Raw genomic sequence first — 24514 nt, forward strand, 5'->3', positions numbered from 1 at the left:
CCATGCAGGTAACACGCCGGCGCCGGAGCAGCGAGAAGGTCAGACGCCTCAGCCGCCGGACCACGCTGGTGACGGCCGGTATCGCCGTCGCCCTCGGTGTCACCGGCACCGCGGTCGCCTCCACCTACCAGTTCGGCACCGAGCAGGTCGCACAGAACACCGCCAAGGGCGAGGTCATCTCCAGCGACCAGTACCTCAAGCCGTACGGCAGCCGGACCGTCATCAACGACGGCAAGATCATGTCGTCCACGGTCAGCCCGGACGGCACCCACCTCGCGGCCGCGGTCACCGACGGCGACGCGGCACTGGTCATCATGGACCTCGCGACCGGGCAGGTGAAGCAGAAGATCGGCGCCAACGCCGCGGACGACCTGCGCATCAGCAGCGCCGCGGTCGGCCAGGAGGGCCCCGCCTACTCGCCCGACGGCAAGCAGCTGTGGCTCGGACAGGCCGACGGCTACACCAGGTTCACCGTGAACGCGGACGGCACCCTGGCCGATCCGACGGCCGTCCCCATCCCGGCCGTCGGCACCCAGCACGCGCTCGTGGGCGCCGCGGTGTTCTCGGCGGACGGCTCCACCGTGTACTCCGCGGTCAACGGCCAGAACCGGGTCGTCGCCCTCGACGCCACCACCGGGACCGTCACGCAGAGCTGGGCCGTCGGCAACGCCCCGCGCGGCCTCGCCCTGGTCGACGGCAAGCTGTACGTCAGCAACGAGGGCGGACGTCCGGCCAGGGCCGGCGAGACCACCATGAACTCGTACGGCACCCAGGTGCCCGCCGACCCCGACACCGGGGCCTCGACCACCGGCACGGTCAGCGTCATCGACACCCGCGCGGACAAGGCCGTCCGGACCATCGACGTAGGTCTGCACCCGACCGCCGTGTACGCGAAGAAGGGCACGGTGTTCGTCACCAACACCGCCGACAACAGCGTGTCGGTCATCGACACCCGCAAGGACAAGGTCGTCCAGACCATCGCCACGCAGCCGTGGCCCGAGGCGAAGGTCGGCTACGAGCCCGACGCGGTCACCCTCACCGACGACGGGCACCTGCTGGTGACGCTGGGGCGCGCCAACGCGGTCGCCGTCTACCGGTACAAGTCCGCGCAGGAGCCCGCCAGTTACGTCGGCCTGCTGCCCACCGACTACTTCCCCGCCGAGATCACCACGGTCGGCAAGGAGGTCGTCGTCTCCAACACCCGTGGCATAGACGCCCGCCGCCCCACCACCGCCTCCGGCCACGGCACCCACGACACCACGTCCAGCCTCACCCGGTTCACGCTGCCGAGCGACCTCGTCATTCGATCCCAGACGGCCAAGGTCTTCCAGCAGAACGGCTGGACGCCCGGCTCGGTCACGACGGCGAAGGGCGACAGCCACGCCAAGCCCGTCCCGGTCCCGGCACGGCTCGGCGACCCCTCGACGATCAAGCACGTCTTCCTGCTCGTCAAGGAGAACCGCACCTACGACCAGGTCTACGGCGACCTCCCGCAGGGCGACGGCGACCCGGCCCTGACGACCTTCGGCGCGAACGTGACGCCCAACCAGCACGCCCTGGCCCAGCAGTTCGGCCTCTACGACAACTTCTACGACATCGGCACCAACTCCGCCGAGGGCCACAACTGGCTGATGCAGTCGGACAACCCGGAGTACACCGAGTCCTCCGCCGGTGAGTACACGCGCAGTTACGACACCGAGAACGACGTCCTCGGCCACCAGAAGTCCGGCTTCATCTGGACCGGAGCGCAGGCGGCCGGGAAGTCGGTCAAGGACTTCGGCGAGTTCCAGTCGACCGAGTCCAAGCCGTCCGGCGCGACCTGGCAGAACCTGTACTGCGACAGCAAGAACATGGCCGCGACCGGGGCGCAGACCCAGTACCCCATCCAGACCGGCTCGGCGATCCCCTCGCTCAACAAGGTGTCGGTGCAGGGCTTCCCGATGTTCGACCTCGACGTCCCGGACATCTACAAGGAACAGATCTGGCAGCAGGACTTCGAGAAGAACGGCCCGGCGAACCTGAACATGTTCTGGTTCTCCAACGACCACACCGGAGGACCGGCGAACGCGTCCGCCGAGGTCGCCGACAACGACCTCGCGGTCGGCCGGATGGTCGACAAGATCTCCCACAGCAAGTACTGGAAGGACTCGGCGATCTTCGTCGTCGAGGACGACTCCCAGAACGGCCTCGACCACGTCGACGGCCACCGGGCGCCGGTCCAGATCATCAGCCCCTACGCCCAGCACGCCACCGTCGACAACCACTACTACTCGCAGATCACGATGATCCGCACCGTCGAGCAGATCCTCGGGATCCACCCGATGAACCAGAAGGACAGCGCGGCCACACCGATGTTCGGGGCGTTCACGGGGAAGGCGGACACCACACCGTTCACGGCGGTCCCCAACCGCACCTCGCTGACCCTCGGGGTGAGTCCCACGCCCTCCTGCGGCGCGGACACCCCGGCCGCCCAGGACACCGACGCGGCCCCCGCTCCGACGTCCGCCGCGGTGCCGCAGGCCGAGCAGGGGCTCGCGGCGCAGTGGAAGACCTGGGCCTCGCACCAGCGGCTGACCGGCGCGCACGCCGTGCCGGACTACGCCAACGCCGAGCAGATGAACCGTTACACCTGGTACCAGACGCACGCCTGGACCAAGCCGTACCCCGGCGACAGCAAGGTCTACGCGCCGAGCGACGTACCCGGCGCGTACCTGCCGTCGGCGGAGTCCGACGGCTGACAGCCCGGTCCGGCCGGGGCGCACCCGCCCCGGCCGGGATCCGGACCGCCGCCAGGGGACCGGGTCCCGTGCGTCGGGGCCCGGGGAGGAGCACTCTGGAAGCAGAGGTCTCCGGAGGTGATCCCCATGACGCACACCGCAGTCGGATGGCACGTCGAGCTGGAGTTCCGGGAGGACGAACGGCACACGGAAGCGGTCGCGCTGGTGCGCCTGCCCGACGGGAGCGAGGTACGGGCGCGCGGACACGCCAGCCGCCACCGCAGCGACACGAATCAGCCGAGGGTCGGCGAGGAGGTCGCGGGGGCGCGGGCGCTCAACGAACTCGCGATGCAGTTGCTGACCAAGGCGCACGACGAGATCGACGAGGCGTCCGGGCGGACGTCCCACACGATCAACGTGTAGCCCTCACAGAGCCGCCCGCACCGCCCTGACCAGAGCCTGAGCCCTCGGATCCGCCGTGACCGTCTTGCGGAACCCGTTGGTGACATAGCCGAAGGCGATGCCCGTCTCCGGGTCGGCGAACCCGAGGGAGCCACCGCGCCCCGGGTGCCCGAAGGAGCCCGCCCCGAGGAACGGCGACGCGCTGCCGTGCAGCATGTAGCCCAGTCCGAAACGGGTGTTCACGACGAGCACCCGGTCCGGGCCCGCCGACTCCTCGGTGCGGGCGAGTTCGACCGTGGCCGGATCGAAGAGCCGCACCCCGTCGACCTCACCGACCATCGCCGCGTAGACGCGCGCCAGCCCGTCGGCCGTCGCGATCCCGTTGGTGGCGGGCAGGGCGCTCGCCCGGTACTCCGGTGCGTTCTGGTCGGGGAAGGGGGTGATCGCGGCGAAGGCGCGGCGGGTGAGGGAGCCGGGATCGTCGTAGGCCTCGGTGACGGACCGCTTGGGACGGGCGCGCAGGCCGCCGGTGGGCTCGGGGCCTTCGATCCGTCCGACCCGTCCCGTCCGCCCGGCGGCTTCCTCCGCCTGCGGCAGCCCGAGCCAGAACTCGGCCCCCAGCGGCCCGGCGATCTCCCGCGCGATCCACTCACCGGCCCCGAGCCCGGTCACCCTGCGCACCAGTTCGTCCAGCAGCCAGCCGTACGTCAGCGCGTGATACCCGTGGTCCGTGCCGGGCTCCCAGGCGGGTGCCTGCGCGGCGACCGCCTCGGGGCCCTTCAGCGGGTCCAGGGCCTCCTCGGGGGTGAGCGGCCGGTCGATCACCGGCAGCCCGGCCCGGTGGTTCAGCACGTGCCGGACCAGCACCCGCTCCTTGCCGCGCGCCTTGAATCCGGGCCAGTACTCGGCCACCGGCGCGTCCAGGTCCAGCTCCCCACGCTGGTGCAGCAGCAGGGGTACGGCGGCGGCGACGCCCTTGGTCGCCGAGCGCACGACCTGCGCGGTGCCGTGCCGCCAGGGCTCGGTGCCGTCGATGTCCCTGGTGCCGGCCCACAGGTCGACCACCTTGCGCCCGTCCCGGTACACGGCGACCGCCGCGCCCCGGTCACCGAGCGCCTCGAAGTTCCGCGCGAACACATCCCTGACCGGCTCGAAGCCCTCGGCGACTGTGCCGTTCACGTCCACGCCCGTACTCCCCTTGCTGCCGCTCGGTGCCCCCCTCAGCCAAGCAGAATCGTCACGTCGATGTTCCCGCGGGTCGCGTTCGAGTACGGGCACACCTCGTGGGCCGCGTCCACCAGCTTCGCCGCGAGGCCCGCGTCGAGGATCGGCAGCGAGACGCTCAGGGCGACCGCGAGGCCGTAGCCGCGGTGCTTGTTGGGGCCGATGCCGACCTTCGCGGCGACCGTGGACCCGGTCAGGTCGTAGCCCTCGCGGTTGCCGACGAGGATCAGCGCGTTGTGGAAGCAGGCGCTGTACCCGGCGGCGAACAACTGCTCCGGATTGGTGCCGTTGCCGTCCCCGCCGAGCGCCGGCGGCATCGCGACCTTCAGCTCGATCTGGCCGTCCAGGCTGGTGACATAGCCGTCCCGGCCGCCGTGTGCCGTGGCCTCGGCGACATACATGATCTTCGTCGGCCGGGTGTCGACGGCGGTTTCCTCAGGCATGGCTGATCTCCCCCCGGAGAAGTGCGCGCAAGTACATCGTGCACAAGGTACCGGCCGGTAGGTCGGCTCCGGTCTACCAGGGGGTAGCAACCTCGGGTAACAGAAGGTCAGCGGGGGCGCTCGGAAGCTTCCTGCGCTCTTTTCGCGAGCCCCCACAAGTCCTCGCGCAGTCTCGCGGCCTCCGTGGTGTCGAGCCCGGTCGCGGAGAGGAGGGCGCCGGGGACGGCTGCCGCGCGCTCCCTGAGTTCCTCCGCTCGCGCCGTGCACGCCACCAGTACCGAGCGCTCGTCGTTCGCCGCGCGCTCCCGGCGTACGAACCCCGCGCTCTCCAGCCGCTTGAGCAACGGCGAGACCGTGCCGTAGTCGAGGCACAGGGCGGTCGCGAGCTCCTTCACGCTCGTCTCCCCGCGTTCCCACAGCACCAACAGCACGAGGTACTGCGGGTAGGTGAGCCCGAGCTCGTCGAGGAGCGGCCGGTACGCGGCGGTCACCGCGCGCTGGGCGGCGTACAGCGCGAAGCACAACTGGTCGTCGAGCAGCAGTGAACCGGCGTCCTCTTCGTTCGTCACGCGCCCATTGTCACGGACCGCGGATCGAATCCGAAGGGCAACTCCAGCCGGTGGGCCCGCATCAGCTCGTCGTCGGCGAGGAGTTCGGCGGTCTTCCCGTCCGCGGCGATGGTGCCCTCGCTCAGGATCAGCGAGCGCGGGCACAGCTCCAGCGCGTACGGCAGGTCGTGCGTCACCATCAGGACCGTCACGTCCAGCGAGCGCAGGATGTCGGCGAGTTCGCGGCGGGAGGCCGGGTCGAGGTTGGAGGAGGGCTCGTCGAGGACGAGGATCTCCGGCTCCATCGCCAGCACGGTGGCCACCGCCACCCGGCGCCGCTGGCCGAAGGAGAGGTGGTGCGGGGGCCGGTCCTTGAACTCCGCCATGCCGACCCTGGTCAGCGCCCGGTCCACGCGCTCCTCCAGTTCGGGCCCCCTGAGCCCGGCCGCCGCCGGTCCGAACGCCACGTCCTCGCGCACGGTCGGCATGAAGAGCTGGTCGTCGGGGTCCTGGAAGACGATGCCGACCTTGCGCCGGATCTCGGCCATGTGCTTCTTGTCCACGGGCAGCCCGGCGACCTTCACCGTGCCCACCCCGCCGCTCAGGATGCCGTTGAGGTGCAGCACCAGGGTCGTCTTGCCGGCGCCGTTCGGGCCGAGCAGCGCGACCCGCTCGCCGCGCGCGAGGGAGAAGTCCACGCCGAACAGGGCCTGATGCCCGTCCGGGTAGGCGAAGGCGAGGCCGGAGACCTCCAGGGAAGCAGTGCTCACAGGGCCCATCCCAACACGCAGACGACAAGGGCGGCGACGGGGAGCGCGAGGGCGTACGACCACTGCGCCCGGGACGCGGTCACCTCGTCGATGACCGGCATGGAACCGGCGTACCCCCGGCTGACCATGGCCAGGTGCACGCGCTCGCCGCGCTCGTAGGAGCGGATGAACAGCGCGCCGGCCGACTTCGCGAGGACGCCCCAGTGCTTGACGCCGCTCGCCTCGAACCCCCGCGACTCCCGCGCGATCCGCATCCGCCGCATCTCGTCGGTGATGACATCGCCGTAGCGGATCATGAAGGACGCGATCTGGACCAGCAGCGGCGGGAGTCCGAGCTGTTGCAGTCCGAGCAGCACCGAGCGCAGTTCGGTGGTGGACGCCAGCAGCACCGACGCGGCGACCCCCAGCGTGCCCTTGGCGAGCACGTTCCAGGCGCCCCACAGGCCGCTCACGCTGAGCGAGACCCCGAGCACCTCGACCCGCTCGCCCTCCGCGACGAACGGCATCAGCACGGCGAACGCCACGAACGGCACCTCGATCAGGAGCCGCTTCAGCAGGAAGCCGGCCGGCACGCGCGCGGCGTACGCGACGACGCCCAGGAGGACGGCGTACAGGCCGAACGCCCACATCGCCTCCCGCGGGGTCGAGACGACGACCACCACGAAGCCGAAGGCCGCCGCGAGTTTGGTGTGCGGCGGCAGGGCGTGCACCGGCGAGTGTCCGTGCCGGTAGAGCCTGTGCGCGTGTCCGGCGCCCATGTCAGACGCCCGTGCCGACGGGGGTGGTGTCGGCGGTACGGCGCCTGCGCACCGCCCAGAACACCGTGCTGCCCGCGACGACGGTGACGCCGACGCCGATCACGCCCGCCAGCCCCCCGGACAGGCGGGCGTCCTCGACGTCCTTCACGCCGTAGTCGGCGAGCGGCGAGTCCGCCGTGGCGTGCTTCTCGGTCTTGGCGTCGATGCCCTTGTCGGCGGCGACCTTCTCCAGCCCGTCCGGGTCGGCGGACGCGTAGAAGCTGACGAAGCCGGCGAGCACCAGGGAGGTGACCAGGCCGGTGATCCACACCTTGCGGTGCGACCGGGCGGTGACCGGGGCGGGTTCGGCGGGCACGTCGACGAGTTGGCCGTCCACCCGCAGCTTCAGCTTCTGCTGGAGGCCGCGGGCGCCGTACACCAGGTCGGGGCGTACGGCGATGACGGCGCCGACGGTCAGCGCGGTGATGACCGCCTCGCCGATGCCGATGAGGACGTGGACGCCGATCATCGCGGTGGCGACCTTGGCGATGGAGACGTCGGTGGTGCCGCCGACGGCGTAGATCAGGGTGAAGGCGACGGCCGCGGCGGGCACGGAGAGTACGGCGGCCACGAAGGAGGCGGCGGTGATGGAGCCGCGCTTCCTGGGGAGCACCTTCACCAGCCCGCGGAAGACGGCGTACGCCACGACCGTCGTGACGACGGCCATGTCGGTGATGTTCACGCCGAGCGCGGTGAGGCCGCCGTCCGCGAAGAGGATGCCCTGCATGAGCAGGACGACCGAGACGCACAGGACCCCGGTGTAGGGGCCCACGAGGATCGCGGCCAGTGCCCCGCCGAGCAGATGTCCGCTGGTCCCCGCGGCGACGGGGAAGTTCAGCATCTGCACGGCGAAGATGAACGCCGCCACGAGGCCGGCCAGGGGCGCGGTGCGTTCGTCCAGCTCGCGGCGGGCGCCGCGCAGGCTCACCGCGACGGCGGCCGCGGCGACGACTCCGGTCGCTGCCGAGATGGGGGCGTCTATGAATCCGTCAGGCACATGCACCGTTCGATGATAGTGGCTTGTTGCGAACCCTTTGCAAGAGGGCCTAGCCGCGAACAGCAACTCGCAGGCTTTCGGTCCAGGGGGCGGAACACGGGAAATGTGCGACGCTGGGAGGGGAGCGGACGCACAGCTTCCACACAGGTTACACAGCGTGAGAGGCCCGTCACGATGTCTGTAGTCGAACAGTACGCACGAGCCCACATCGTTTCGGACGTGGACATCGCGGAGGACGAGGCGATTCCGGTGGTCCTGCGCTACGACCCGGAGACCGACCCGCGCTCGGTACGGATCGGCCTGCCGGGCACGCACGAGTGGACCTTCTCGCGGGCGCTGCTGGAACAGGGGCTCAGGGCGCCGGTCGGCAGCGGTGAGGTGCGGGTGTGGCCGTGCGGCCGGGTGCAGGCCGTGGTGGAGTTCCACTCCCCGCAAGGGGTGTCGGTGGTGCAGTTCGAGCAGAAGGCACTGCTCAGGTTCCTGCGGCGGACGTACACGGCCACGGCAGCCGTGCGGAATTAGCGGTGCGGGGTCAGCCGCCCATCTTCAGCAGGGCCGCCACGATCGGCCCCGCCGTGTCACCGCCGTGCCCGCCCGCCTGGACGACGCCCGCGGCCGCGAGGTCGCCCCGGTACGCGGTGAACCAGCCGTTCGGCTTCTTCTGGCCGTCGACCTCCGCGGAGCCGGTCTTCGCGCCGACGTTGCCGTAGACCCCGGACATCGCCTCGGCCGCCGTGCCGTAGCCCGCCGTGTACGCCATCAGCTCACGCAGCTGCGACAGCGTGCCCGAGGACATCGTCCGCGAGGCGGTGGCCAGCGTGCGGTTGTCGACCGAGGGGGAGACCAGGTAGGGCTGCTTGAAGGTGCCCGACTCGACGGTGGCGGAGACGGACGCCATGTTCAGCGGGTTCATCCGGACCCCGCCCTGGCCGATGAGCGAGGCCGCCTTCTGGGCCGCGCTCTGCACCGGCACCGAGCCGTCGAAGGACGGTACGCCGATCGCCCAGTTGTTCATGGACAGGCCGAAGACCTGCTGGGCCTGCTGGGTCAGGCTGTCGTTGTCCAGCTTGCCCGCCTGGCTGATGAAGGCGGTGTTGCAGGAGCGGGCGAAGCTCGCCTTGAAGGTGCCGCCCTTGATCTCGAACTTGTCGTCGTTCTGGAACTTCCAGCCGCCGTACGTGAAGTACTTCGGGCACGGGTGCGGCTTGTCCGCCGACGCGAGGTCCTTGTCGATCAGCAGCGAGGAGGTGATGACCTTCATCGTGGAGCCCGGGGCGAGGGAACCCTGGAAGGCGGTGTTGAAGCCGTGGCTCGCGTTCGCCACCGCGAGGATCTCGCCGGTCGACGGCCGCAGCACGACCACGGAGGACCGCGCCCGCTTGGCGACCTGCGCCTCGGCCGCCGCCTGGAGCGTCGGGTTCAGGGTCGTCCTCACGGTGCCCGGCGTGCCCTTGCTGAGCTCCACCAGCGTCTTGTCGGAGGACTTGGAGCCCTTCCCGCGGATCACCCGCAGCTCGATGCCCGCCTTGCCGCCGGCCTTCTTGCCGTACTTCTCGCGCAGGCCGTCCAGCACCGTGCCGAGCGACGGGTACTTGGCCTCGGTGATCTCACCGCCGTCCCGGTCGACCGCCTTGATCGGCGGGGTCCCGGACTCGCCGGTGACCAGGGTGTCGCCGTCCTTCAGATCGGGGTGGACGACCGAGGCGGTCCAGTCGACCCGGGGCTTGCCGGTGGCGGTGTCGCGGACGACGGTCAGCGAACTGCCGTACGTCAGCGGCTTGCTGGTGCCCTTGTACGTCACCGTCGCCTTCACGGAGAAGGGCACCTTGTCGCCGGTGCGGGTGCCCGGGGTGAGGGTGACGCCGGTGATGTGGGCGTCCTTGGTGTAGCCGGTGAGGAGGGTGGTGGCGGCCGCGCTGTCGCTCGTCGCGGCGGCGGCCGTGCTCACCTTGCCCTGCTGCCAGGAGGTCAGGAAGGTGGTCGCGGTGGTGGTGACCTCGGTCGCCGACAGCGGTCCGGTCTTGACCTTCGGCTTCTGGTCCGCGGAGGACGCGGACGTGTTCTGCGTCCGGTCGTCGGCCGCGGCCCCGGCACCGTAGAGCGCGTAGACGCCGAGGCCGGCGCCGGCGACGACCACGGCGATCATCCCGCCGATCACGGCGGGCTTGGTCTTCCGTCGCTCGGCGACGCGCCTTCTGCTACCCACGGCTTCCGTTTCCTCCGCCAGTTCCCAGGGTCCCCGTTGCCCTCATCCATCCCAACGACGGCCACAGCCTAGAGTCCCTGTCCCGCACGGGTGACGTCAGCCTGCCGCTCGTAGCACAGCTGCGACAATCGGGCCCGCCGCGTCGCCGCCGTGGCCGCCCTCCTCGGTCATCGCCGCCGCGGCCATGTCGTTGCGGAAACCGGTGAACCAGCTGTTGGACACCTGCTGCCCGTCGACCTCCGCGGAACCGGTCTTCGCGCCGATGTCGCCGCCGAGCCCCGCCATCGCCTTGGCCCCCGTGCCCTGGGTCGCGGTGAGCCGCATCATCTGCTTCAGCTGGGAGGCGGTGTTGTACGGCAGCCCCTTCGCGGTGGCCAGCTCGCGGTCGTCGAGCTTCGGCGAGACCAGGTAGGGCTGGCGGAAGGCGCCGGTGATCGCGGTGGCCGTCACCGAGGCCATGTTCAGCGGGTTCATCTGGACCTGGCCCTGGCCGATCGCGTTCGCCGCGCGGTCCGGACCGCTGACGGCGGGCACCTTCCCGTCGAAGGAGACGATGCCGGTCTTCCAGTCCTCGCCGATCCCGAACCGGTTCTGGGCCTCCAGCGTCAGCGACTCGTCGGTGAGCGGCTTCTCGTCGATCAGCTTGATGAAGGCGGTGTTGCAGGACCGCATGAAGCTGTTGGCCAGCGAGGCGCCCTCGTTGGGCTGCATGCCGGTGAGGTTCTTGAAGGTCTGTCCCTGCCACACGGCGTCGGGCGGGCAGGGCGCCGGGCCGTTCATCGAGGTCACGCCGTTGTCGATGAGCATCGCGGCGGTGATGATCTTCATGGTGGAGCCGGGGGCCTTGGTGCCCTCGAAGGCCGCGTTGAAGGCGTCCGTGCGGTTGTTGGCCACGGCCAGCACCTCACCGGTGCTCGGCTTGACGGCGACGACCGACGACTGCCCGTACAGCTTCACGGCCTTCTCGGCGGCCGCCTGCGCGCTCGCGCTGATCGTGGTCTCCAGCTTGCCCGCCTTGCCCTCGGCGAGGGTCAGCAGCGAGGTGTCGGGGGTCTGGTCCGGGTGCTTGATGACCAGCTCGATGCCGGGGGTGCCGCCGGCCTCGGTCCCGTACTTCTCGCGCAGGGCGTCCAGGACCGGGCCCAGCGAGGGGTACTTCTCCTTGGTCAGCACGCTGCCGTCGCGGGCCACCGCCTCGATGGCCGGGTTCGCGGACTCGCCGGTGACCAGCCGGTCGTCCCGCTGGAGCTTCGGATAGACCAGGGAGGGCTGCCAGTCCACCAGCGCCTTCCCGGTGGTCACCCCCCGTACGACGGTCAGCTTGCTCCGGTACGCCAGCGGCTTCGACTTCCCGTCGTAGGAGACGGTCGCCTTCACGCTGTACGGCACGGTGGCGCCGGTCGCCTTGCCGGGCGTGATCCGCACAGCGCCGATGTGCGCGTCCGCGCCGTAGGCGGCCAGCAGCACCTCGGCCGCCGCGTTGTTGTTCGTGAAGGCGGCCGCGCTCGCCGCGTCGCCCTTCTCCCAGGCGGCGAAGAAGTCCTTCGACGTCTCGGTGATCTCGTCCTCGGTGGGCGGCCCGCTCCGCTTGGCGTCCCCGACCCCGCCGCTCCCGTCGTCGCTCATCGCCGACACGAAGTTGTACGCCCCGTACCCGGCCCCGCCGACCATCACGGCGAACACCGTGCTGACGACAGCGACCTTCACCCCCTTGGCCATGGTCTGGCCCCCTCCCCGATTACCCCGTTGTTGTGGGAACTCTAAGCGGGAGGTGTGACAGGCGGGGTAAGAGTTTCCTGATTCCCTGAAGCAGGTGCTCAATCACATACGTGAATATCGGCCGTCTAGACCCATGTATCCAGCCACATCCGCGACCGCCAGTCGTCGATCGGGATGCTCGTGCCGGTGTACAGCGGCCAGAAGTAGATGAAGTTCCAGGCGATCAGGAGGACCAGCACTCCGGCCGCCGTGGCGCCCGCGACCCGGCGGGTGTCCCGGGAGCCCGGAGGACCGACGAGGGCGCCGATGAGCATCGCGACGGCCAGGCAGAGGAAGGGGAGGAAGACGATCGTGTAGAAGAAGAAGATCGTGCGTTCCTGGTAGTTGAACCAGGGGAGATAACCGGCCGCGATACCGCAGGCGATGGCGCCCGCGCGCCAGTCGCGGCGGAAGAACCAGCGCCACAGGACGTAGAGGATCGCGAAGCAGGCGGCCCACCACAGCAGCGGCGTGCCGATCGCCAGGACCTCGCGGGCGCACTTCTCGCCCGCGTCGGCCGGGCAGCCGTCGGTGCCGGGCGCGGGGGACTCGTAGAAGTACGACACCGGGCGGCCGTCGACGATCCAGCTCCACGGGTTGGACATGTACGTGTGCGGCGAGGACAGGCCGACGTTGAACTTGTAGACCTCGTGCTCGTAGTGGACCAGGCTGCGCCACCAGTCGGGCAGGAAGGTCCAGCTGCCGCCCCTGCCGTCGTTCGCGGCCCAGTTGCGGTAGTAGCCGCCGGAGCCGTCCGCGGGGGAGAGGATCCAGCCGATCCACGAGGTGACGTAGGTGACGACCGCTACCGGCACCATGGCCAGGAACGCGATGCCGAGGTCGTACTTGAGGACCGCCTCGTGGGGGCGGCGCGCGCCCGCGACCCTGCGGGAGCCGACGTCCCACAGGACCGTCATGATCCCGAAGGCGATGAGGAAGAACAGGCCGTTCCACTTGGTGCCGATGGCCAGACCCAGGAGCAGGCCCGCCAGCCAGCGGTAGGGGCGCCACCCCAGGCGCAGGGTGTCCCCGACGTGCGCGTCGGGGCGCACGAGGCCGTAGGAGTCGACCGGCAGCGCGGCGGCGAGTTTCTCCCGGGCCCGGTCACGGTCGATGACCAGGCAGGCGAACGCGGCCAGCACGAAGAACATCAGCACACCGTCGAGCAGCGCGGTCCGTGCCATCACGAAGGCCAGGCCGTCCACGGTCATCAGCGCGCCCGCCAGGCAGCCCAGGAACGTGGAGCGGAAGATGCGGCGGCCCACCCGGCACACGATCAGCACCGACAGCGTCCCCAGCAACGCCGTCATGAACCGCCAGCCGAACGGGTTGAACCCGAACATCAGCTCGCCGAGTCCGATGACGTACTTGCCGACCGGCGGGTGCACGACATAGGCGGCGTTCGTCGGGAGCGGAACGTTCCCGTTGGAGTTGAGGATCAGGCTGTCGGCGTTCTTGTCCCAGCTGAGCTCGAAGCCGCGGTGGACGAGCGCCCACGCGTCCTTGGCGTAGTACGTCTCGTCGAATATCACCTTCTTCGGGCTGCCCAGGTTCCAGAACCGCATCAGCCCCGCCACCAGCGTCACCAGCAGCGGCCCGAGCCAGCCCGACCAGCGCGCGATCCGCTCGGCGAGCACCCGGGGCACGCCCAGGGCCTGCCACATCCGCGGACTGGGCGCGACGAAGGGCGGCACCAGGCGCTCGCGCACGTCGCTTCTGGCCTCGGCCGTGTAGCCGAAACGGCGCAGCCTCTGCTGCCACGACGGCCGCCGGTCCTGGGGGGCCTGGTCCTGCCGGGTGTCCGTGGAGGACGCGGTACTGGTCACCGCGCCATCGTAAGGAACGGCGCTGTGTGAGTCCCGTGCATGGGCGGATGCGTCCGGTTCGGGGCGCCCCTGGGAGGATGGGGGTGTGACTGGAACCCTTGTCTTGGCGGGCACCCCCATCGGCGACATCGCGGACGCCCCTCCCCGGCTCGCGGCGGAACTCGCCGGGGCCGACGTGGTCGCGGCCGAGGACACCCGGCGGCTGCGGCGGCTGACACAGGGGCTGGGCGTGACGCCCAAGGGCCGTATCGTGTCGTACTTCGAGGGCAACGAGGCCGCCCGTACGCCCGAACTCGTCGACGAACTCCTCGGCGGCGCACGTGTGTTGCTCGTCACCGACGCGGGGATGCCGTCGGTGTCCGACCCCGGGTACCGGCTGGTCGCCGCGGCGGTCGAGAAGGACGTCCGCGTCACGGCCGTACCGGGACCCTCCGCCGTCCTCACCGCGCTCGCGCTGTCCGGGCTGCCCGTCGACCGGTTCTGCTTCGAGGGGTTCCTGCCGCGCAAGGGCGGTGAGCGGCTCTCGCGGCTGCGGGAGGTCGCCGGTGAGCGGCGCACGCTGGTGTACTTCGAGGCTCCTCATCGGCTCGACGACACGCTCGCGGCGATGGCCGAGGCGTTCGGGGCGGAGCGGCGGGCGGCGGTGTGCCGGGAGTTGACGAAGACGTACGAGGAGGTCAAGCGGGGGACGCTGGGCTTTCTCGCCGAGTGGGCCGCGGAAGGGGTCCGGGGGGAGATCACCGTCGTGGTCGAGGGGGCGCCCGACAAGGGGGCCGAGGAGGTCGACGACGCCGAGCTCGTGCGGAGGGTGCGGGTGCGGGAGGAGGCGGGCGAGCGGCGCAAGGAGGCGATCGCCGCGGTGGCCGTCGAGGCGGGGGTCCCCAAGAGGGTTGTTTTCGATGCGGTGGTCGCGGCGAAGAACGCCCCTTCCTGACGCGCCGCATGAGGTGGGTCACACCCGCTCTGAGCAGGGCGCATGACTTCTGAGCGTGCGCCCCATGTGCCGGCAAAGCGGTGTCTCGGAATGCAAAGCTCCGCGCGGCCTCGCGGGGCGGTTTGGCAAGGAACGCCCAAATCGCCTCCAACAGTCGACAGGGTCGTCGCGTTCGGGTCCGGGGAGGCGTCCACTGGGGTGAGGGACGTACCCGTCCTTCGAACCAGCGGACACCCAGGAGCTGGCATGAGCGAGATCGCAGGGCACCCCGGTGCGACAGCTGTCGTCAACGAGTCCTATTCCTTCGCCTGCATGCGCTGCGGGCACGGGTGGGAGCAGTCGTACGAGATAGAGCACCACATCGACGGCGACGGCCGGGAATTCGTGCAGTACGTGGTGGACGGACAGGTCGTGCCCTCTCCGCTCTCCAGGCCCGCGTGCGCGAACTGCGACCACCACGTCGTACGGATCATGCGGCCCGGCCGGGTCGCATCCGCCCGTGACGCGGCGAACCAGCAGCACCGCACGCCCCCCGCCGGGCCCGTGGAGGCGCCGGCGGCCGGGGGCGAGGAGTCGGGCGAAGAGCACCACTGGCACCTGGCCGACCTGCTGCACGTGTTCCAGCGCAAGGCGAGCTGACCGCCTCCGGCAGCCGGGTGGGCATGCCCCTTTCGTAGGATCGGGGCATGCCTTCGAACAGCCCGCGCGAGAAGAACGCGGCGCCGCCGCTCCCGGAGCCCCTCCGGGTGCCGGTCGCCGACTCCCACACCCACCTGGACATGCAGGACGGGACCGTGGAGGAGGGGCTCGCGAAAGCCGCGTCGGTCGGGGTGACCACGGTCGTCCAGGTCGGCTGCGACGTACGGGGCTCCCGCTGGGCGGCCGAGACGGCGGACCGGTACGACGCCGTCCATGCCACTGTCGCCCTGCACCCCAACGAGGCACCCCGGATCGTCCACGGCGACCCCGACGGGTGGTCCCGGCAGGGGGCGCGCCAGGCGGGGGGCATGCCGGCGCTCGACGAGGCGCTCGCGGAGATCGACCGCCTGGCCGGGCTCCCGCAGGTCAAGGGCGTCGGCGAGACGGGCCTCGACCACTTCCGCACCGGGCCCGAGGGCAAGGAGGCGCAGGAGGCGTCCTTCCGCGCCCACATCGAGATGGCCAAGCGGCACGGCAAGGCGCTCGTCATCCACGACCGCGACGCCCACGCGGACGTCCTGCGCGTGCTGAAGGAAGAGGGTGCTCCCGAGCGCACCGTCTTCCACTGCTACTCCGGTGACGCCGAGATGGCCCAGATCTGCGCCGGCGCCGGATACTTCATGTCCTTCGCCGGGAACGTCACGTTCAAGAACGCCCAGAACCTGCGGGACGCGGTGGCCGTGGCGCCGCTCGAGCTCCTGCTCGTGGAGACCGACGCGCCCTTCCTGACGCCGGTGCCGTACCGCGGACGGCCCAACGCCCCTTATCTCATTCCGGTCACGGTGCGCGCCATGGCCGCCGTGCGCGGTATCGACGAGGACGCGTTGGCCACGGCACTCGCCGCCAACACCGCACGCGCCTTCGGGTACTGACCCCATCGAACGTAACTCCGGGTAGTCGTGTCACTTTGGAGAGTGACGAACGCTCCGCTAGGTTCTGTGGGCCCGATCCGGACCCCTCTGGACCCCTCGGCCCCTGGAGCGTGTCGGCGTGAGCAACTCGCACTACGAGACCTACGAGACGTACGGGCCCTACGAGCCGTACGGCCCGACCCCGGCCGATCCGCACACCGCGGAGACGCTCGCATACGGGCTGTACGGAGCGCCGGACCCGGCGCGGACGCTGCCGTACGAGGACACGTACCGGCCCGCGTACGAGGTACCGGGCCCGGTACCCATGCCGTTCCCGCGTGACGAAGTGGGCCGGGCCGCGCGCCGGCGCAGGGCGCGGTACGCGGAGCGCCCGGACAACGCGATGCGCCGACTGCTTCCGCAGGCGCTGGTGGTCGCGTTCCTGGCGGGCGGCACCACCGCGTTCGTCGCCAAGGACAAGGCGATCGAGCTCAGCGTCGACGGCAGGCCGCGGACCCTGCACACCTTCGCGGACGACGTGACCGAACTGCTCGCGGAGGAGGGAGTCGCGGTGGGAGCGCACGACGTCATCGCGCCCGCCCCCGGCGAACAGCTCGCCAGCGGGGACGAGGTCGCGGTGCGCTACGGGCGTCCCGTACGGCTCACGCTCGACGGGCACCGGCGTGAGGTGTGGACCACGGCACGGACGGTGGACGGGGCGCTCGAACAGCTGGGGGTACGCGCGGAGGGCGCGTACGTGTCCACCTCGCGCTCCCGGCCGATCGGGCGGGAGGGACTCGCGCTGGATGTGCGGACCGAGCGGTCCGTGACGATCATGGCGGACGGCCGGGCGCGGACGATCCGTACCAACGCGGCGACCGTGGGCGAGGCCGTCGAGGCGGCCGGGGTCACGCTGAGCGGCATGGACACCACGTCGGTGGCGCCGGGGAGTTTCCCGCGCGACGGGCAGACCGTCACGGTGCTGCGGATCACCGGGACGAAGGAAGTGCGCGAGGAGCAGATCCCGTTCCGGGAGGAGCGGAGCGAGGACTCCTCCCTCTTCAAGGGCACGGAGGTCGTGGAGCAGGCGGGGGTGCCGGGGGTGCGACGGATCACGTACTCCCTGCGAACCGTCAACGGCGTCCGGCAGAAGCCGCGGCGGATCAGGGTCGAGCTGGTGCGGGAGCCCCGGGTACAGACGGTCAGGGTGGGCACGAAGCCGATGCCCACGTCCGTGCGGGGAGCGGACCATCTGAACTGGCAGGGGCTCGCGGTGTGCGAGTCCGGGGGGCGGCCGAACGCGGTGGATTCCTCGGGGACGTACGGCGGGCTGTACCAGTTCGACACCAGGACCTGGCGGGGGCTGGGCGGCTCGGGACGACCGCAGGACGCGCCTGCGGCGGAGCAGACGTTCCGCGCGAAGAAGTTGTACGTGCGGCGCGGGGCGAGCCCGTGGCCGCACTGCGGAGCTCGCCTGCACGGGTGAGTGCGGCAGCCACGGCCCCGTACCCTTGGGGCCGTGAGCAGCAGCCCCTCCCCAGACGCCCTCCTCGGCCCCGCCGACATCCGTGAACTCGCGGCCGTCCTAGGGGTGCGCCCCACCAAACAGCGCGGCCAGAACTTCGTGATCGACGCGAACACGGTCCGCCGTATCGTCAGGACCGCGGGCGTCCGCCCCGACGACGTGGTGGTGGAGGTGGGGCCCGGGCTCGGCTCGCTCACCCTGGCGCTGCTGGAAGCGGCGGACCGCGTCACCGCCGTGGAGATCGACGACGTACTCGCCTCCGCACTGCCGGCGACGATCGCCGCCCGCATGCCGGACCGGGCCGGCCGCTTCGCCGTCGTGCACTCGGACGCGATGCACATCACCGAGCTCCCCGGCCCCGCGCCGACGGCACTGGTCGCGAACCTGCCGTACAACGTCGCCGTACCCGTGCTGCTGCACATGCTCGACACCTTCCCGAGCATCGAACGCACCCTCGTCATGGTCCAGGCGGAGGTCGCCGACCGGCTCGCGGCACCGCCCGGTTCGAAGGTGTACGGCGTCCCGTCCGTGAAGGCCAACTGGTACGCCGAGGTCAAGCGGGCCGGATCGATCGGCCGCACCGTCTTCTGGCCCGCACCGAACGTGGACAGCGGGCTCGTCGCGCTGACCCGCAGGACCGAGCCGATCAAGACCACCGCGTCCAGGCGCGAGGTGTTCACGGTCGTCGACGCCGCTTTCGCCCAGCGCCGCAAGACGCTGCGGGCCGCGCTCGCCGGATGGGCGGGTTCGGCCGCGGCCGCCGAGACGGCCCTCGTGGCGGCCGGGGTCTCGCCCCAGGCCCGCGGTGAGTCGCTCACCGTCGAGGAGTTCGCGCGCATCGCCGAGGCTGCGTCATCTCGGGGGACGACCCCCGAACCCCCGAAGGAGCGCGGTCAGCAGTGAGCGTCACCGTCCGCGTCCCCGCCAAGGTCAACGTCCAGCTCGCGGTGGGCGCCGCCCGCCCCGACGGCTTCCACGACCTGGCCAACGTCTTCCTCGCGGTCGGCCTCTACGACGAGGTGACCGTGACGCCCGCCGAGGAGCTCCGCATCACCTGCGCGGGACCCGACGCCGCCGAGGTCCCCCTCGACCGTACGAATCTCGCGGCCCGCGCGGCGATCGCCCTCGCGGAGCGCCGCGGGCTCGACCACGCCGTGCACCTGCACATCGCCAAGGACATCCCCGTGGCCGGCGGCATGGCGGGCGGCAGCGCGGACGGGGCCGGTGCGCTGCTGGCCTGCGACGCGCTGTGGGGGACGGGTGCCTCCCGTGAGGAACTTCTCGAGATCTGCGCCGAGTTGGGCAGTGACGTGCCGTTCAGCCTGGTGGGCGGGGCCGCGCTCGGGACGGGCCGCGGGGAGAAACTGCGCACCCTCGAGGTCGGCGGCGGCTTCTCATGGGTGTTCGCGATGGCGGAACGCGGGCTGTCGACCCCGGCCGTCTTCCGTGAGTTCGACCGGCTCACCGAGGGCCTCGACGTCCCCGAGCCCGTCGCCTCCGAGGACCTGCTCGACGCGCTGGCCGGGGGCGACCCGCACGCGCTCGCCGCCGCCGTCTCCAACGACCTCCAGCCCGCCGCCCTCTCGCTCTTCCCGGAGCTCGCCGACACCCTCGCGGCCGGCAGCGCCGCGGGCGCCCTCGCCGGACTCGTCTCCGGCTCGGGCCCGACCACGGCCTTCCTCGCCCGTGACACCGGGTCGGCGGCGAAGATCGCGGACGCACTGCGCGCCTCCGGCACGTGCCGGACGGTGCGCGTCGCGTCGGGCCCCGCGCCGGGTGCGACGGTGGTCTGATCCGGCAGGAGAGCCGCGCGGCGAGGGGATGTCGTGCGCCGGACTACCCTGGAGGGTCGATCGATCCCCCTGGGCAGGAGAGAAATGGCCGTCAATCTGGTCAATGTCGAGAACGTCAGCAAGGTGTACGGCACCCGTGCCCTGCTGGACGGTGTCTCGCTCGGCGTCTCCGAGGGCGATCGCATCGGCGTCGTGGGCCGCAACGGCGACGGCAAGACCACTCTGATCCGCATGCTCGCCAAGCTGGAGGACGCCGACACCGGGCGCGTCACGCACTCCGGCGGACTGCGGCTGGGCGTCCTCACGCAGCACGACTCCCTCGACCCGACGGCCACCGTGCGGCACGAGGTCATCCGGGACATGGCCGACCACGAGTGGGCAGGCAACGCCAAGGTCCGCGATGTGCTGACCGGACTGTTCGGCGGGCTCGACCTGCCCGGCTTCCCGCAGGGCCTCGACACCGTCATCGCGCCGCTCTCCGGTGGCGAGCGCCGCCGTATCGCCCTCGCCAAGCTGCTCATCGAGGAACAGGACCTGATCGTCCTCGACGAGCCCACCAACCACCTCGACGTCGAGGGCATCTCCTGGCTGGCGAAGCACCTGCGCGAGCGGCGCTCGGCGCTCGTGTGCGTCACCCACGACCGGTGGTTCCTCGACCAGGTCTGCACGCGCATGTGGGATGTGCAGAAGGGCGACGTCTTCGAGTACGAGGGCGGGTACTCCGACTACGTCTTCGCGCGTGCCGAGCGTGAGCGGATCGCCGCCACCGAGGAGACCAAGCGGCAGAACCTCGTCCGCAAGGAGCTGGCGTGGCTCAGGCGCGGCGCCCCCGCGCGGACGTCCAAGCCGCGTTTCCGGGTCGAGGCCGCCAACGAGCTCATCAAGGACGTGCCGCCGCCGCGGGACAGCAGCGAGCTGATGAAGTTCGCCTCGTCGCGGCTGGGCAAGACGGTGTTCGAGCTGGAGGACGTGACCGTCCAGGCCGGGCCGAAGGTGCTGCTGAAGCATGTGACCTGGCAGCTCGGTCCGGGTGACCGGATCGGTCTCGTCGGGGTCAACGGCGCGGGGAAGACGTCCCTGCTGCGGGCCATGGCCGAGGCCGCGTGGACGGAAGGCGAGACCCAGCCCGTGGGCGGGCGGGTCGTGGTCGGCCGGACCGTCAAGCTCGCCTATCTCTCGCAGGAGGTCGCCGAACTCAACCCCGCGCTGCGGGTGCTGGAGGCCGTCCAGCAGGTGCGGGAGCGCGTCGACCTCGGCAAGGGGCGCGAGATGACCGCCGGGCAGCTGTGCGAGACGTTCGGCTTCAACAAGGAGAAGCAGTGGACGCCGGTCGGGGACCTCTCTGGCGGTGAGCGGCGGCGGCTGCAGCTGCTGCGGCTGCTGATGGACGAGCCCAACGTCCTCTTCCTCGACGAGCCCACCAACGACCTCGACATCGAGACCCTGACCCAGCTCGAGGACGTCCTCGACGGCTGGCCCGGCTCCATGGTCGTCATCTCCCACGACCGGTTCTTCGTCGAGCGCACCACCGACCGGGTCTTCGCGCTGCTCGGGGACGCCACCCTGCGGATGCTGCCGCGCGGAATCGACGAGTACCTGGAGCGGCGGCAGCGGATGGAGGAGGCGGCCGCGGCCTCGGCGCCGGTGGTGGTGAAGCCGGTGGCCGAGAAGAGCTCCGCGGATCAGCGGACCGCCAAGAAGGAGCTCCAGAAGATCGAGCGGCAGCTCGACAAGCTCTCCGAGAGGGAGACCAAGCTGCACGCTCGGATCGCCGACAACGCCACCGACTTCGCGAAGGTGGCCTCCCTCGACGCCGAGCTGCGGGATCTCGCCGGGGAGCGGGAGGAACTGGAGATGCGGTGGCTGGAGCTGGCCGAGGACGCGTGAAGGTGCGGCACATCATCCTCGAATGACAGGAAAGCCAGGAATTAAGCTCTTCCGGGACACTTCTCACCGGTAGGGGAAGCGCAACGTCGAACTAGCGTGTAGCTTCCGGGGGCATGAAGGGCGGGGGTGCTGGGAGAGTGCCTCTGTCCGTGCGGATCAGTGGGCATCCATAGTGGGGCCTTCACGCGGATCCATGGGGGGACTGGGGGGTTGCTCGATGGGAGTTCGGCTCATGGTGGTCGACGACCACCGATTGCTCGCCGAGGCGCTGGCCTCGGCGCTGAAACTGCGCGGGCACCGGGTGCTCGCGGCGGCGGCGCCTGCCGCGGGGGCGGCGGAGCTGGTGATCAGCCGGGCGCCCGAGGTGTGTCTGCTGGGGACGGCCACGCCGGCCGAGCCGGGGATGTTCGACCCGGTCGTGCGGATCAAGCGGGAGCGGCCGCAGGTGGCGGTGCTGGTGCTGGGCCCGGTGCCCAGCCCTCGGGGGATCGCCGCCGCGTTCGCCGCGGGGGCCTCCGGTTATGTGCGGCACGACGAGCGGATCGAGGGGGTCGAGCGGGCGATCATGAAAGCCCGGGCGGGGGAGGCGGCGGTTGCTCCGCAGCTGCTTCAGGGGGCGTTCAGTGAGCTGCTGAACCCTGCTGCCCAGCCGGACGACGAGGGGCAGCGGCTGCTGCAGATGCTGACACCCAGGGAGGTGGAGGTGCTGGTGCGGGTGGCCGACGGCGAGGACACACGGCTGATCGCGGCGGGCATGGGGATAGCGCCGTCCACCGCCCGTACCCACGTGCAGCGCGTGCTGATGAAGCTGGGGGTGGGGTCCCGGCTGGAGGCGGCGGCGCTGGCGGCTCGGACGGGGTTGCTGGACCGGGCGGGACCGGTGGGAGGGCCTCCGGCGGTTGGGCCGTGATGCCTGCGGCGGCCGGTGCGGGTTGGGTGGGGGCGGGCGTTGTGCGCAGTTCCCCGCGCCCCTGAATGCCTGCGGAGGCCTGTGCGGCCCGGCGGGGGCGCGCGTAGCGCACCCGCCCCCGCCCGACAATCCGACCCGGCACCTCCGTAGCGCTGTCCCTACTCGGTCGGCTCCTCCCCCGGTGTCACCTCCGGTACCGGCGGCGGAGTCGGGCGCATCTTCAGCCAGACCAGGAAGAAGACGCCCAGGAGCAGCATCCCGAGGCCGGTCCAGAGGTTGATGTTGATGCCCTCCGACTTGTCGAGGGAGGAGTCGGAGGGGTTGATGCCGGCGATCGTGACGATGATGCCGTAGAGGACGAACAGGCCGCCGATGATGCGGCGCAGGTCGAAGATGCGGGCCGCGGTGGCCGACTTGGCCTGGAGTTCGGTGACTTCCCGCTGGACGTCGTGTTCGGAGTAGCCGTGGGGCTCGGACATGGTTCCTCAATTCTCCCGCGGTCAGAACGAGAACGGGATGTAGCAGGCGGCCGCGAGGACGATCGCGCCCCAGCCCAGCAGGGCAGGCCTGCGGTACCAGGCGTCGTCGCCGGCGGCGGGGGGCTCGGACATGCCGGGGGACGTCGTGCCGTAGACGAGGCCCTGGAGTTCCTCGGCGGGCTTGGGGGCCGTGAAGAGCGACACGGCGACCATGACCACCGCACCGGCCACGAAGCCCACGATCGCGGAGACGAAGTTGGCGCCCTGGTCGGAGGGGATGTCGATGATGCCCTGCTTGTAGATCCAGAAGTAGTTCACCATCGCCGCCACCGTGCCGGCGAGCAGTCCCCAGAAGCCCGACTTCACGGACGCGCGCTTCCAGAACATGCCGACGATGAAGACGACGAACATCGGCACGTTGAAGAAGGAGAACAGCGTCTGGAGGTAGCTCATGATGTTCGAGAACGAGGACGCCAGGAACGCCGTGCCGACGGACGCGCAGACGCCGATCACCGTGATCAGGCGGCCGAAGCGGACGTAGTACCCGTCGTCACGGCCCCTCTCCACGTAGCGGGCCCAGATGTCGTTGGTGAACACCGTGTTGAAGGACGAGACGTTCGCCGCCATGCCCGCCATGAAGGCGGCCAGGAGGCCGGTGACCGCGATGCCCAGGACTCCGTTCGGCAGGAGCTGTTCCATCAGATAGGGGATGGCGTCGTTGTACTGGTAGCCCGAGTCGGAGGTGCCGAAGCCGGGGATCAGAGCCGCGGCCGTCAGGCCCGGGATCATCACCAGGAACACGATGAAGATCTTCGGGAAAGCCGCGATCAGCGGGGTGCGCTGGGCCGCGCTCAGGTTCTTCGCCGACAGCGCTCGCTGGACCTCCGCGAAGTTCGTCGTCCAGTAGCCGAAGGACAGGACGAAGCCGAGGCCCAGGACGATCGTCAGCCAGTTCGCGCCCAGCGGGTTCGCGCTGCCGATGCCCGTGCCGCCCCAGGCCGTCGTGAAGTTCGCCCCGTGCTCCGCCGTCAGCCTGTCGGTCAGGCCGTCCCAGCCGCCCACCTTCTTCAGGCCCAGCACGGAGAGCGGAATGAGGGCCGCCAGGATCACGAAGAACTGGAGGACCTCGTTGTAGATCGCGGAGGAGAGGCCGCCGAGGGTGATGTACGCGAGGACGAAGGCGCCCGCCACCACGATCGCCACCCACTGCGGCCAGCCCAGCAGGGCCTCGACCACGATCGCCAGGGCGTAGAGGTTCACGCCCGCGATCAGGATGGCCGCGAAGGCGAACAGGGCCGAACTGAGCAGGTGTGCCCACTTGTCGAAGCGCAGAAGCAGCATCTCGGGGACCGAGCGCACCTTGCTGCCGTAGTAGAAGGGCATCATCACCAGGCCCAGGAAGACCATGGCCGGGATGGCGCCGATCCAGTACCAGTGGACCGTGTAGGCGCCGTACTGCGCGCTGTTGGCGGCCATCCCCAGGATCTCCGTGGCGGCCAGGTTGGCCGAGATGAAGGCGAGACCGGTGATCCAGGCCGGCAGCGAGCGGCCCGACAGGAAGAAGTCGAGGCTCGTCTTGACCGAGCGGCGGGCCGCGAAACCGATGCCGAGGACGACGACGAAGTAGATCCCCAGGATCGTGTAGTCGAGCCAGTTGGTGGGGAGCCGGAGCTCGGCTGCCAGGTATGCGCTTTTTGTGGGGGTTTGCATAGTCAACAAGTGAACACCTCGACTGATGCGCTTTGTTT

Annotated in this window: 22 protein-coding genes; 11 read left to right on the top strand and 11 right to left on the bottom strand. The window is 70.6% G+C overall.

Going from position 1 to position 24514, the window contains the following annotated elements:
* The first annotated feature begins 2 nt into the window (after positions 1-2).
* A complete protein-coding gene (locus tag M2157_RS27460) occupies positions 3-2738 on the top strand; it encodes a phosphoesterase (protein ID WP_280866447.1) in 2736 nt (911 codons plus the stop codon).
* Positions 2739-2864: 126 nt separating this feature from the next.
* Complete coding sequence (locus M2157_RS27465; RefSeq protein WP_062044205.1) at positions 2865-3140, top strand: DUF1876 domain-containing protein; 276 nt, start codon at positions 2865-2867, stop codon at positions 3138-3140.
* Positions 3141-3143: 3 nt separating this feature from the next.
* On the opposite strand, the gene M2157_RS27470 is transcribed toward M2157_RS27465, so the two are convergent.
* From M2157_RS27470 to M2157_RS27495, 6 genes are all read right to left on the bottom strand, one after another.
* Entirely contained in the window at positions 3144-4304 is a 1161-nt protein-coding gene (locus tag M2157_RS27470) for a serine hydrolase domain-containing protein (protein ID WP_280866448.1), read from the bottom strand.
* 35 nt (positions 4305-4339) lie between these two features.
* Positions 4340-4786: an organic hydroperoxide resistance protein gene (locus M2157_RS27475; RefSeq protein ID WP_280858193.1), complete on the bottom strand. Its 447-nt coding sequence runs from the start codon at positions 4784-4786 to the stop codon at positions 4340-4342.
* 107 nt (positions 4787-4893) lie between these two features.
* The gene (locus M2157_RS27480) at positions 4894-5355 is read right to left on the bottom strand and encodes a MarR family transcriptional regulator (RefSeq protein WP_280858192.1); all 462 of its coding nucleotides are present in this window, start codon (positions 5353-5355) and stop codon (positions 4894-4896) included.
* Complete coding sequence (locus M2157_RS27485) at positions 5352-6113, bottom strand: ABC transporter ATP-binding protein (RefSeq protein ID WP_280858191.1); 762 nt, start codon at positions 6111-6113, stop codon at positions 5352-5354. Before M2157_RS27485 ends, M2157_RS27480 begins: the two co-directional genes overlap by 4 nt.
* Positions 6101-6862: a cobalt ECF transporter T component CbiQ gene (gene cbiQ / locus M2157_RS27490; RefSeq protein WP_280866449.1), complete on the bottom strand. Its 762-nt coding sequence runs from the start codon at positions 6860-6862 to the stop codon at positions 6101-6103. The genes M2157_RS27485 and cbiQ overlap by 13 nt, the downstream gene beginning before the upstream one ends.
* 1 nt (position 6863) lies before the next feature.
* Entirely contained in the window at positions 6864-7904 is a 1041-nt protein-coding gene (locus M2157_RS27495) for an energy-coupling factor ABC transporter permease (RefSeq protein WP_280858189.1), read from the bottom strand.
* Positions 7905-8072: 168 nt separating this feature from the next.
* Here M2157_RS27495 and M2157_RS27500 point away from each other — a divergent pair, with 168 nt between their 5' ends.
* On the top strand, positions 8073-8420 hold the full coding sequence (locus tag M2157_RS27500) for an SsgA family sporulation/cell division regulator (RefSeq protein ID WP_280858188.1): 348 nt from the start codon (positions 8073-8075) through the stop codon (positions 8418-8420).
* Between the two features lie 10 nt (positions 8421-8430).
* Here M2157_RS27500 and M2157_RS27505 read toward each other — a convergent pair whose 3' ends face one another.
* The 3 genes from M2157_RS27505 to M2157_RS27515 all read right to left on the bottom strand — a co-directional run bounded on the left by M2157_RS27505 (position 8431) and on the right by M2157_RS27515 (position 13688).
* Entirely contained in the window at positions 8431-10104 is a 1674-nt protein-coding gene (locus M2157_RS27505; protein ID WP_280858187.1) for a penicillin-binding transpeptidase domain-containing protein, read from the bottom strand.
* A gap of 96 nt (positions 10105-10200) precedes the next feature.
* A complete protein-coding gene (locus M2157_RS27510) occupies positions 10201-11823 on the bottom strand; it encodes a penicillin-binding transpeptidase domain-containing protein (RefSeq protein ID WP_280858186.1) in 1623 nt (540 codons plus the stop codon).
* A 125-nt stretch (positions 11824-11948) separates the two neighbouring features.
* Positions 11949-13688, bottom strand: coding sequence for a phospholipid carrier-dependent glycosyltransferase (locus M2157_RS27515; RefSeq protein WP_280858185.1), 1740 nt, complete (start codon positions 13686-13688; stop codon positions 11949-11951).
* Positions 13689-13773: 85 nt separating this feature from the next.
* Between M2157_RS27515 and rsmI the strand changes: the two genes are divergently transcribed.
* From rsmI to M2157_RS27555, 8 genes are all read left to right on the top strand, one after another.
* Positions 13774-14622: a 16S rRNA (cytidine(1402)-2'-O)-methyltransferase gene (rsmI, locus tag M2157_RS27520; protein WP_266518221.1), complete on the top strand. Its 849-nt coding sequence runs from the start codon at positions 13774-13776 to the stop codon at positions 14620-14622.
* 246 nt (positions 14623-14868) lie between these two features.
* Positions 14869-15261 carry a hypothetical protein gene (locus M2157_RS27525; protein ID WP_280858184.1) on the top strand — a complete coding sequence of 131 codons (393 nt, stop codon included), beginning with the start codon at positions 14869-14871 and terminating at the stop codon, positions 15259-15261.
* A gap of 47 nt (positions 15262-15308) precedes the next feature.
* Positions 15309-16193, top strand: a complete 885-nt coding sequence (locus tag M2157_RS27530; protein WP_280858183.1) for a TatD family hydrolase — start codon at positions 15309-15311, stop codon at positions 16191-16193.
* Positions 16194-16311: 118 nt separating this feature from the next.
* Complete coding sequence (locus tag M2157_RS27535; RefSeq protein ID WP_280858182.1) at positions 16312-17658, top strand: resuscitation-promoting factor; 1347 nt, start codon at positions 16312-16314, stop codon at positions 17656-17658.
* A 33-nt stretch (positions 17659-17691) separates the two neighbouring features.
* Positions 17692-18600, top strand: coding sequence for a 16S rRNA (adenine(1518)-N(6)/adenine(1519)-N(6))-dimethyltransferase RsmA (gene rsmA, locus M2157_RS27540; protein WP_280866450.1), 909 nt, complete (start codon positions 17692-17694; stop codon positions 18598-18600).
* Positions 18597-19490, top strand: a complete 894-nt coding sequence (locus tag M2157_RS27545) for a 4-(cytidine 5'-diphospho)-2-C-methyl-D-erythritol kinase (protein WP_280858180.1) — start codon at positions 18597-18599, stop codon at positions 19488-19490. Before rsmA ends, M2157_RS27545 begins: the two co-directional genes overlap by 4 nt.
* A gap of 84 nt (positions 19491-19574) precedes the next feature.
* The gene (locus tag M2157_RS27550) at positions 19575-21377 is read left to right on the top strand and encodes an ABC-F family ATP-binding cassette domain-containing protein (protein WP_280858179.1); all 1803 of its coding nucleotides are present in this window, start codon (positions 19575-19577) and stop codon (positions 21375-21377) included.
* Between the two features lie 217 nt (positions 21378-21594).
* Positions 21595-22287, top strand: coding sequence for a response regulator transcription factor (locus tag M2157_RS27555; RefSeq protein WP_266384267.1), 693 nt, complete (start codon positions 21595-21597; stop codon positions 22285-22287).
* A 158-nt stretch (positions 22288-22445) separates the two neighbouring features.
* On the opposite strand, the gene M2157_RS27560 is transcribed toward M2157_RS27555, so the two are convergent.
* Together M2157_RS27560 and M2157_RS27565 are read right to left on the bottom strand one after the other, a co-directional pair.
* Complete coding sequence (locus M2157_RS27560) at positions 22446-22766, bottom strand: hypothetical protein (RefSeq protein ID WP_280866451.1); 321 nt, start codon at positions 22764-22766, stop codon at positions 22446-22448.
* A 21-nt stretch (positions 22767-22787) separates the two neighbouring features.
* Complete coding sequence (locus M2157_RS27565) at positions 22788-24476, bottom strand: sodium:solute symporter family protein (protein ID WP_280859044.1); 1689 nt, start codon at positions 24474-24476, stop codon at positions 22788-22790.
* Between the last annotated feature and the right edge of the window lie 38 nt (positions 24477-24514).

Source organism: Streptomyces sp. SAI-127 (genome assembly GCF_029894425.1).
Lineage (GTDB): Bacteria > Actinomycetota > Actinomycetes > Streptomycetales > Streptomycetaceae > Streptomyces.

Coding starts and splice junctions, on each gene's coding strand:
- M2157_RS27460 (WP_280866447.1), top strand. CDS start 3: ATGCAGGTAACACGCCGGCGCCGGAGCAGCGAGAAGGTCAGACGCCTC.
- M2157_RS27465 (WP_062044205.1), top strand. CDS start 2,865: ATGACGCACACCGCAGTCGGATGGCACGTCGAGCTGGAGTTCCGGGAG.
- M2157_RS27475 (WP_280858193.1), bottom strand. CDS start 4,786: ATGCCTGAGGAAACCGCCGTCGACACCCGGCCGACGAAGATCATGTAT.
- M2157_RS27485 (WP_280858191.1), bottom strand. CDS start 6,113: ATGGGCCCTGTGAGCACTGCTTCCCTGGAGGTCTCCGGCCTCGCCTTC.
- cbiQ (WP_280866449.1), bottom strand. CDS start 6,862: ATGGGCGCCGGACACGCGCACAGGCTCTACCGGCACGGACACTCGCCG.
- M2157_RS27500 (WP_280858188.1), top strand. CDS start 8,073: ATGTCTGTAGTCGAACAGTACGCACGAGCCCACATCGTTTCGGACGTG.
- M2157_RS27510 (WP_280858186.1), bottom strand. CDS start 11,823: ATGGCCAAGGGGGTGAAGGTCGCTGTCGTCAGCACGGTGTTCGCCGTG.
- M2157_RS27525 (WP_280858184.1), top strand. CDS start 14,869: ATGAGCGAGATCGCAGGGCACCCCGGTGCGACAGCTGTCGTCAACGAG.
- M2157_RS27530 (WP_280858183.1), top strand. CDS start 15,309: ATGCCTTCGAACAGCCCGCGCGAGAAGAACGCGGCGCCGCCGCTCCCG.
- M2157_RS27550 (WP_280858179.1), top strand. CDS start 19,575: ATGGCCGTCAATCTGGTCAATGTCGAGAACGTCAGCAAGGTGTACGGC.
- M2157_RS27555 (WP_266384267.1), top strand. CDS start 21,595: ATGGGAGTTCGGCTCATGGTGGTCGACGACCACCGATTGCTCGCCGAG.
- M2157_RS27560 (WP_280866451.1), bottom strand. CDS start 22,766: ATGTCCGAGCCCCACGGCTACTCCGAACACGACGTCCAGCGGGAAGTC.
- M2157_RS27565 (WP_280859044.1), bottom strand. CDS start 24,476: ATGCAAACCCCCACAAAAAGCGCATACCTGGCAGCCGAGCTCCGGCTC.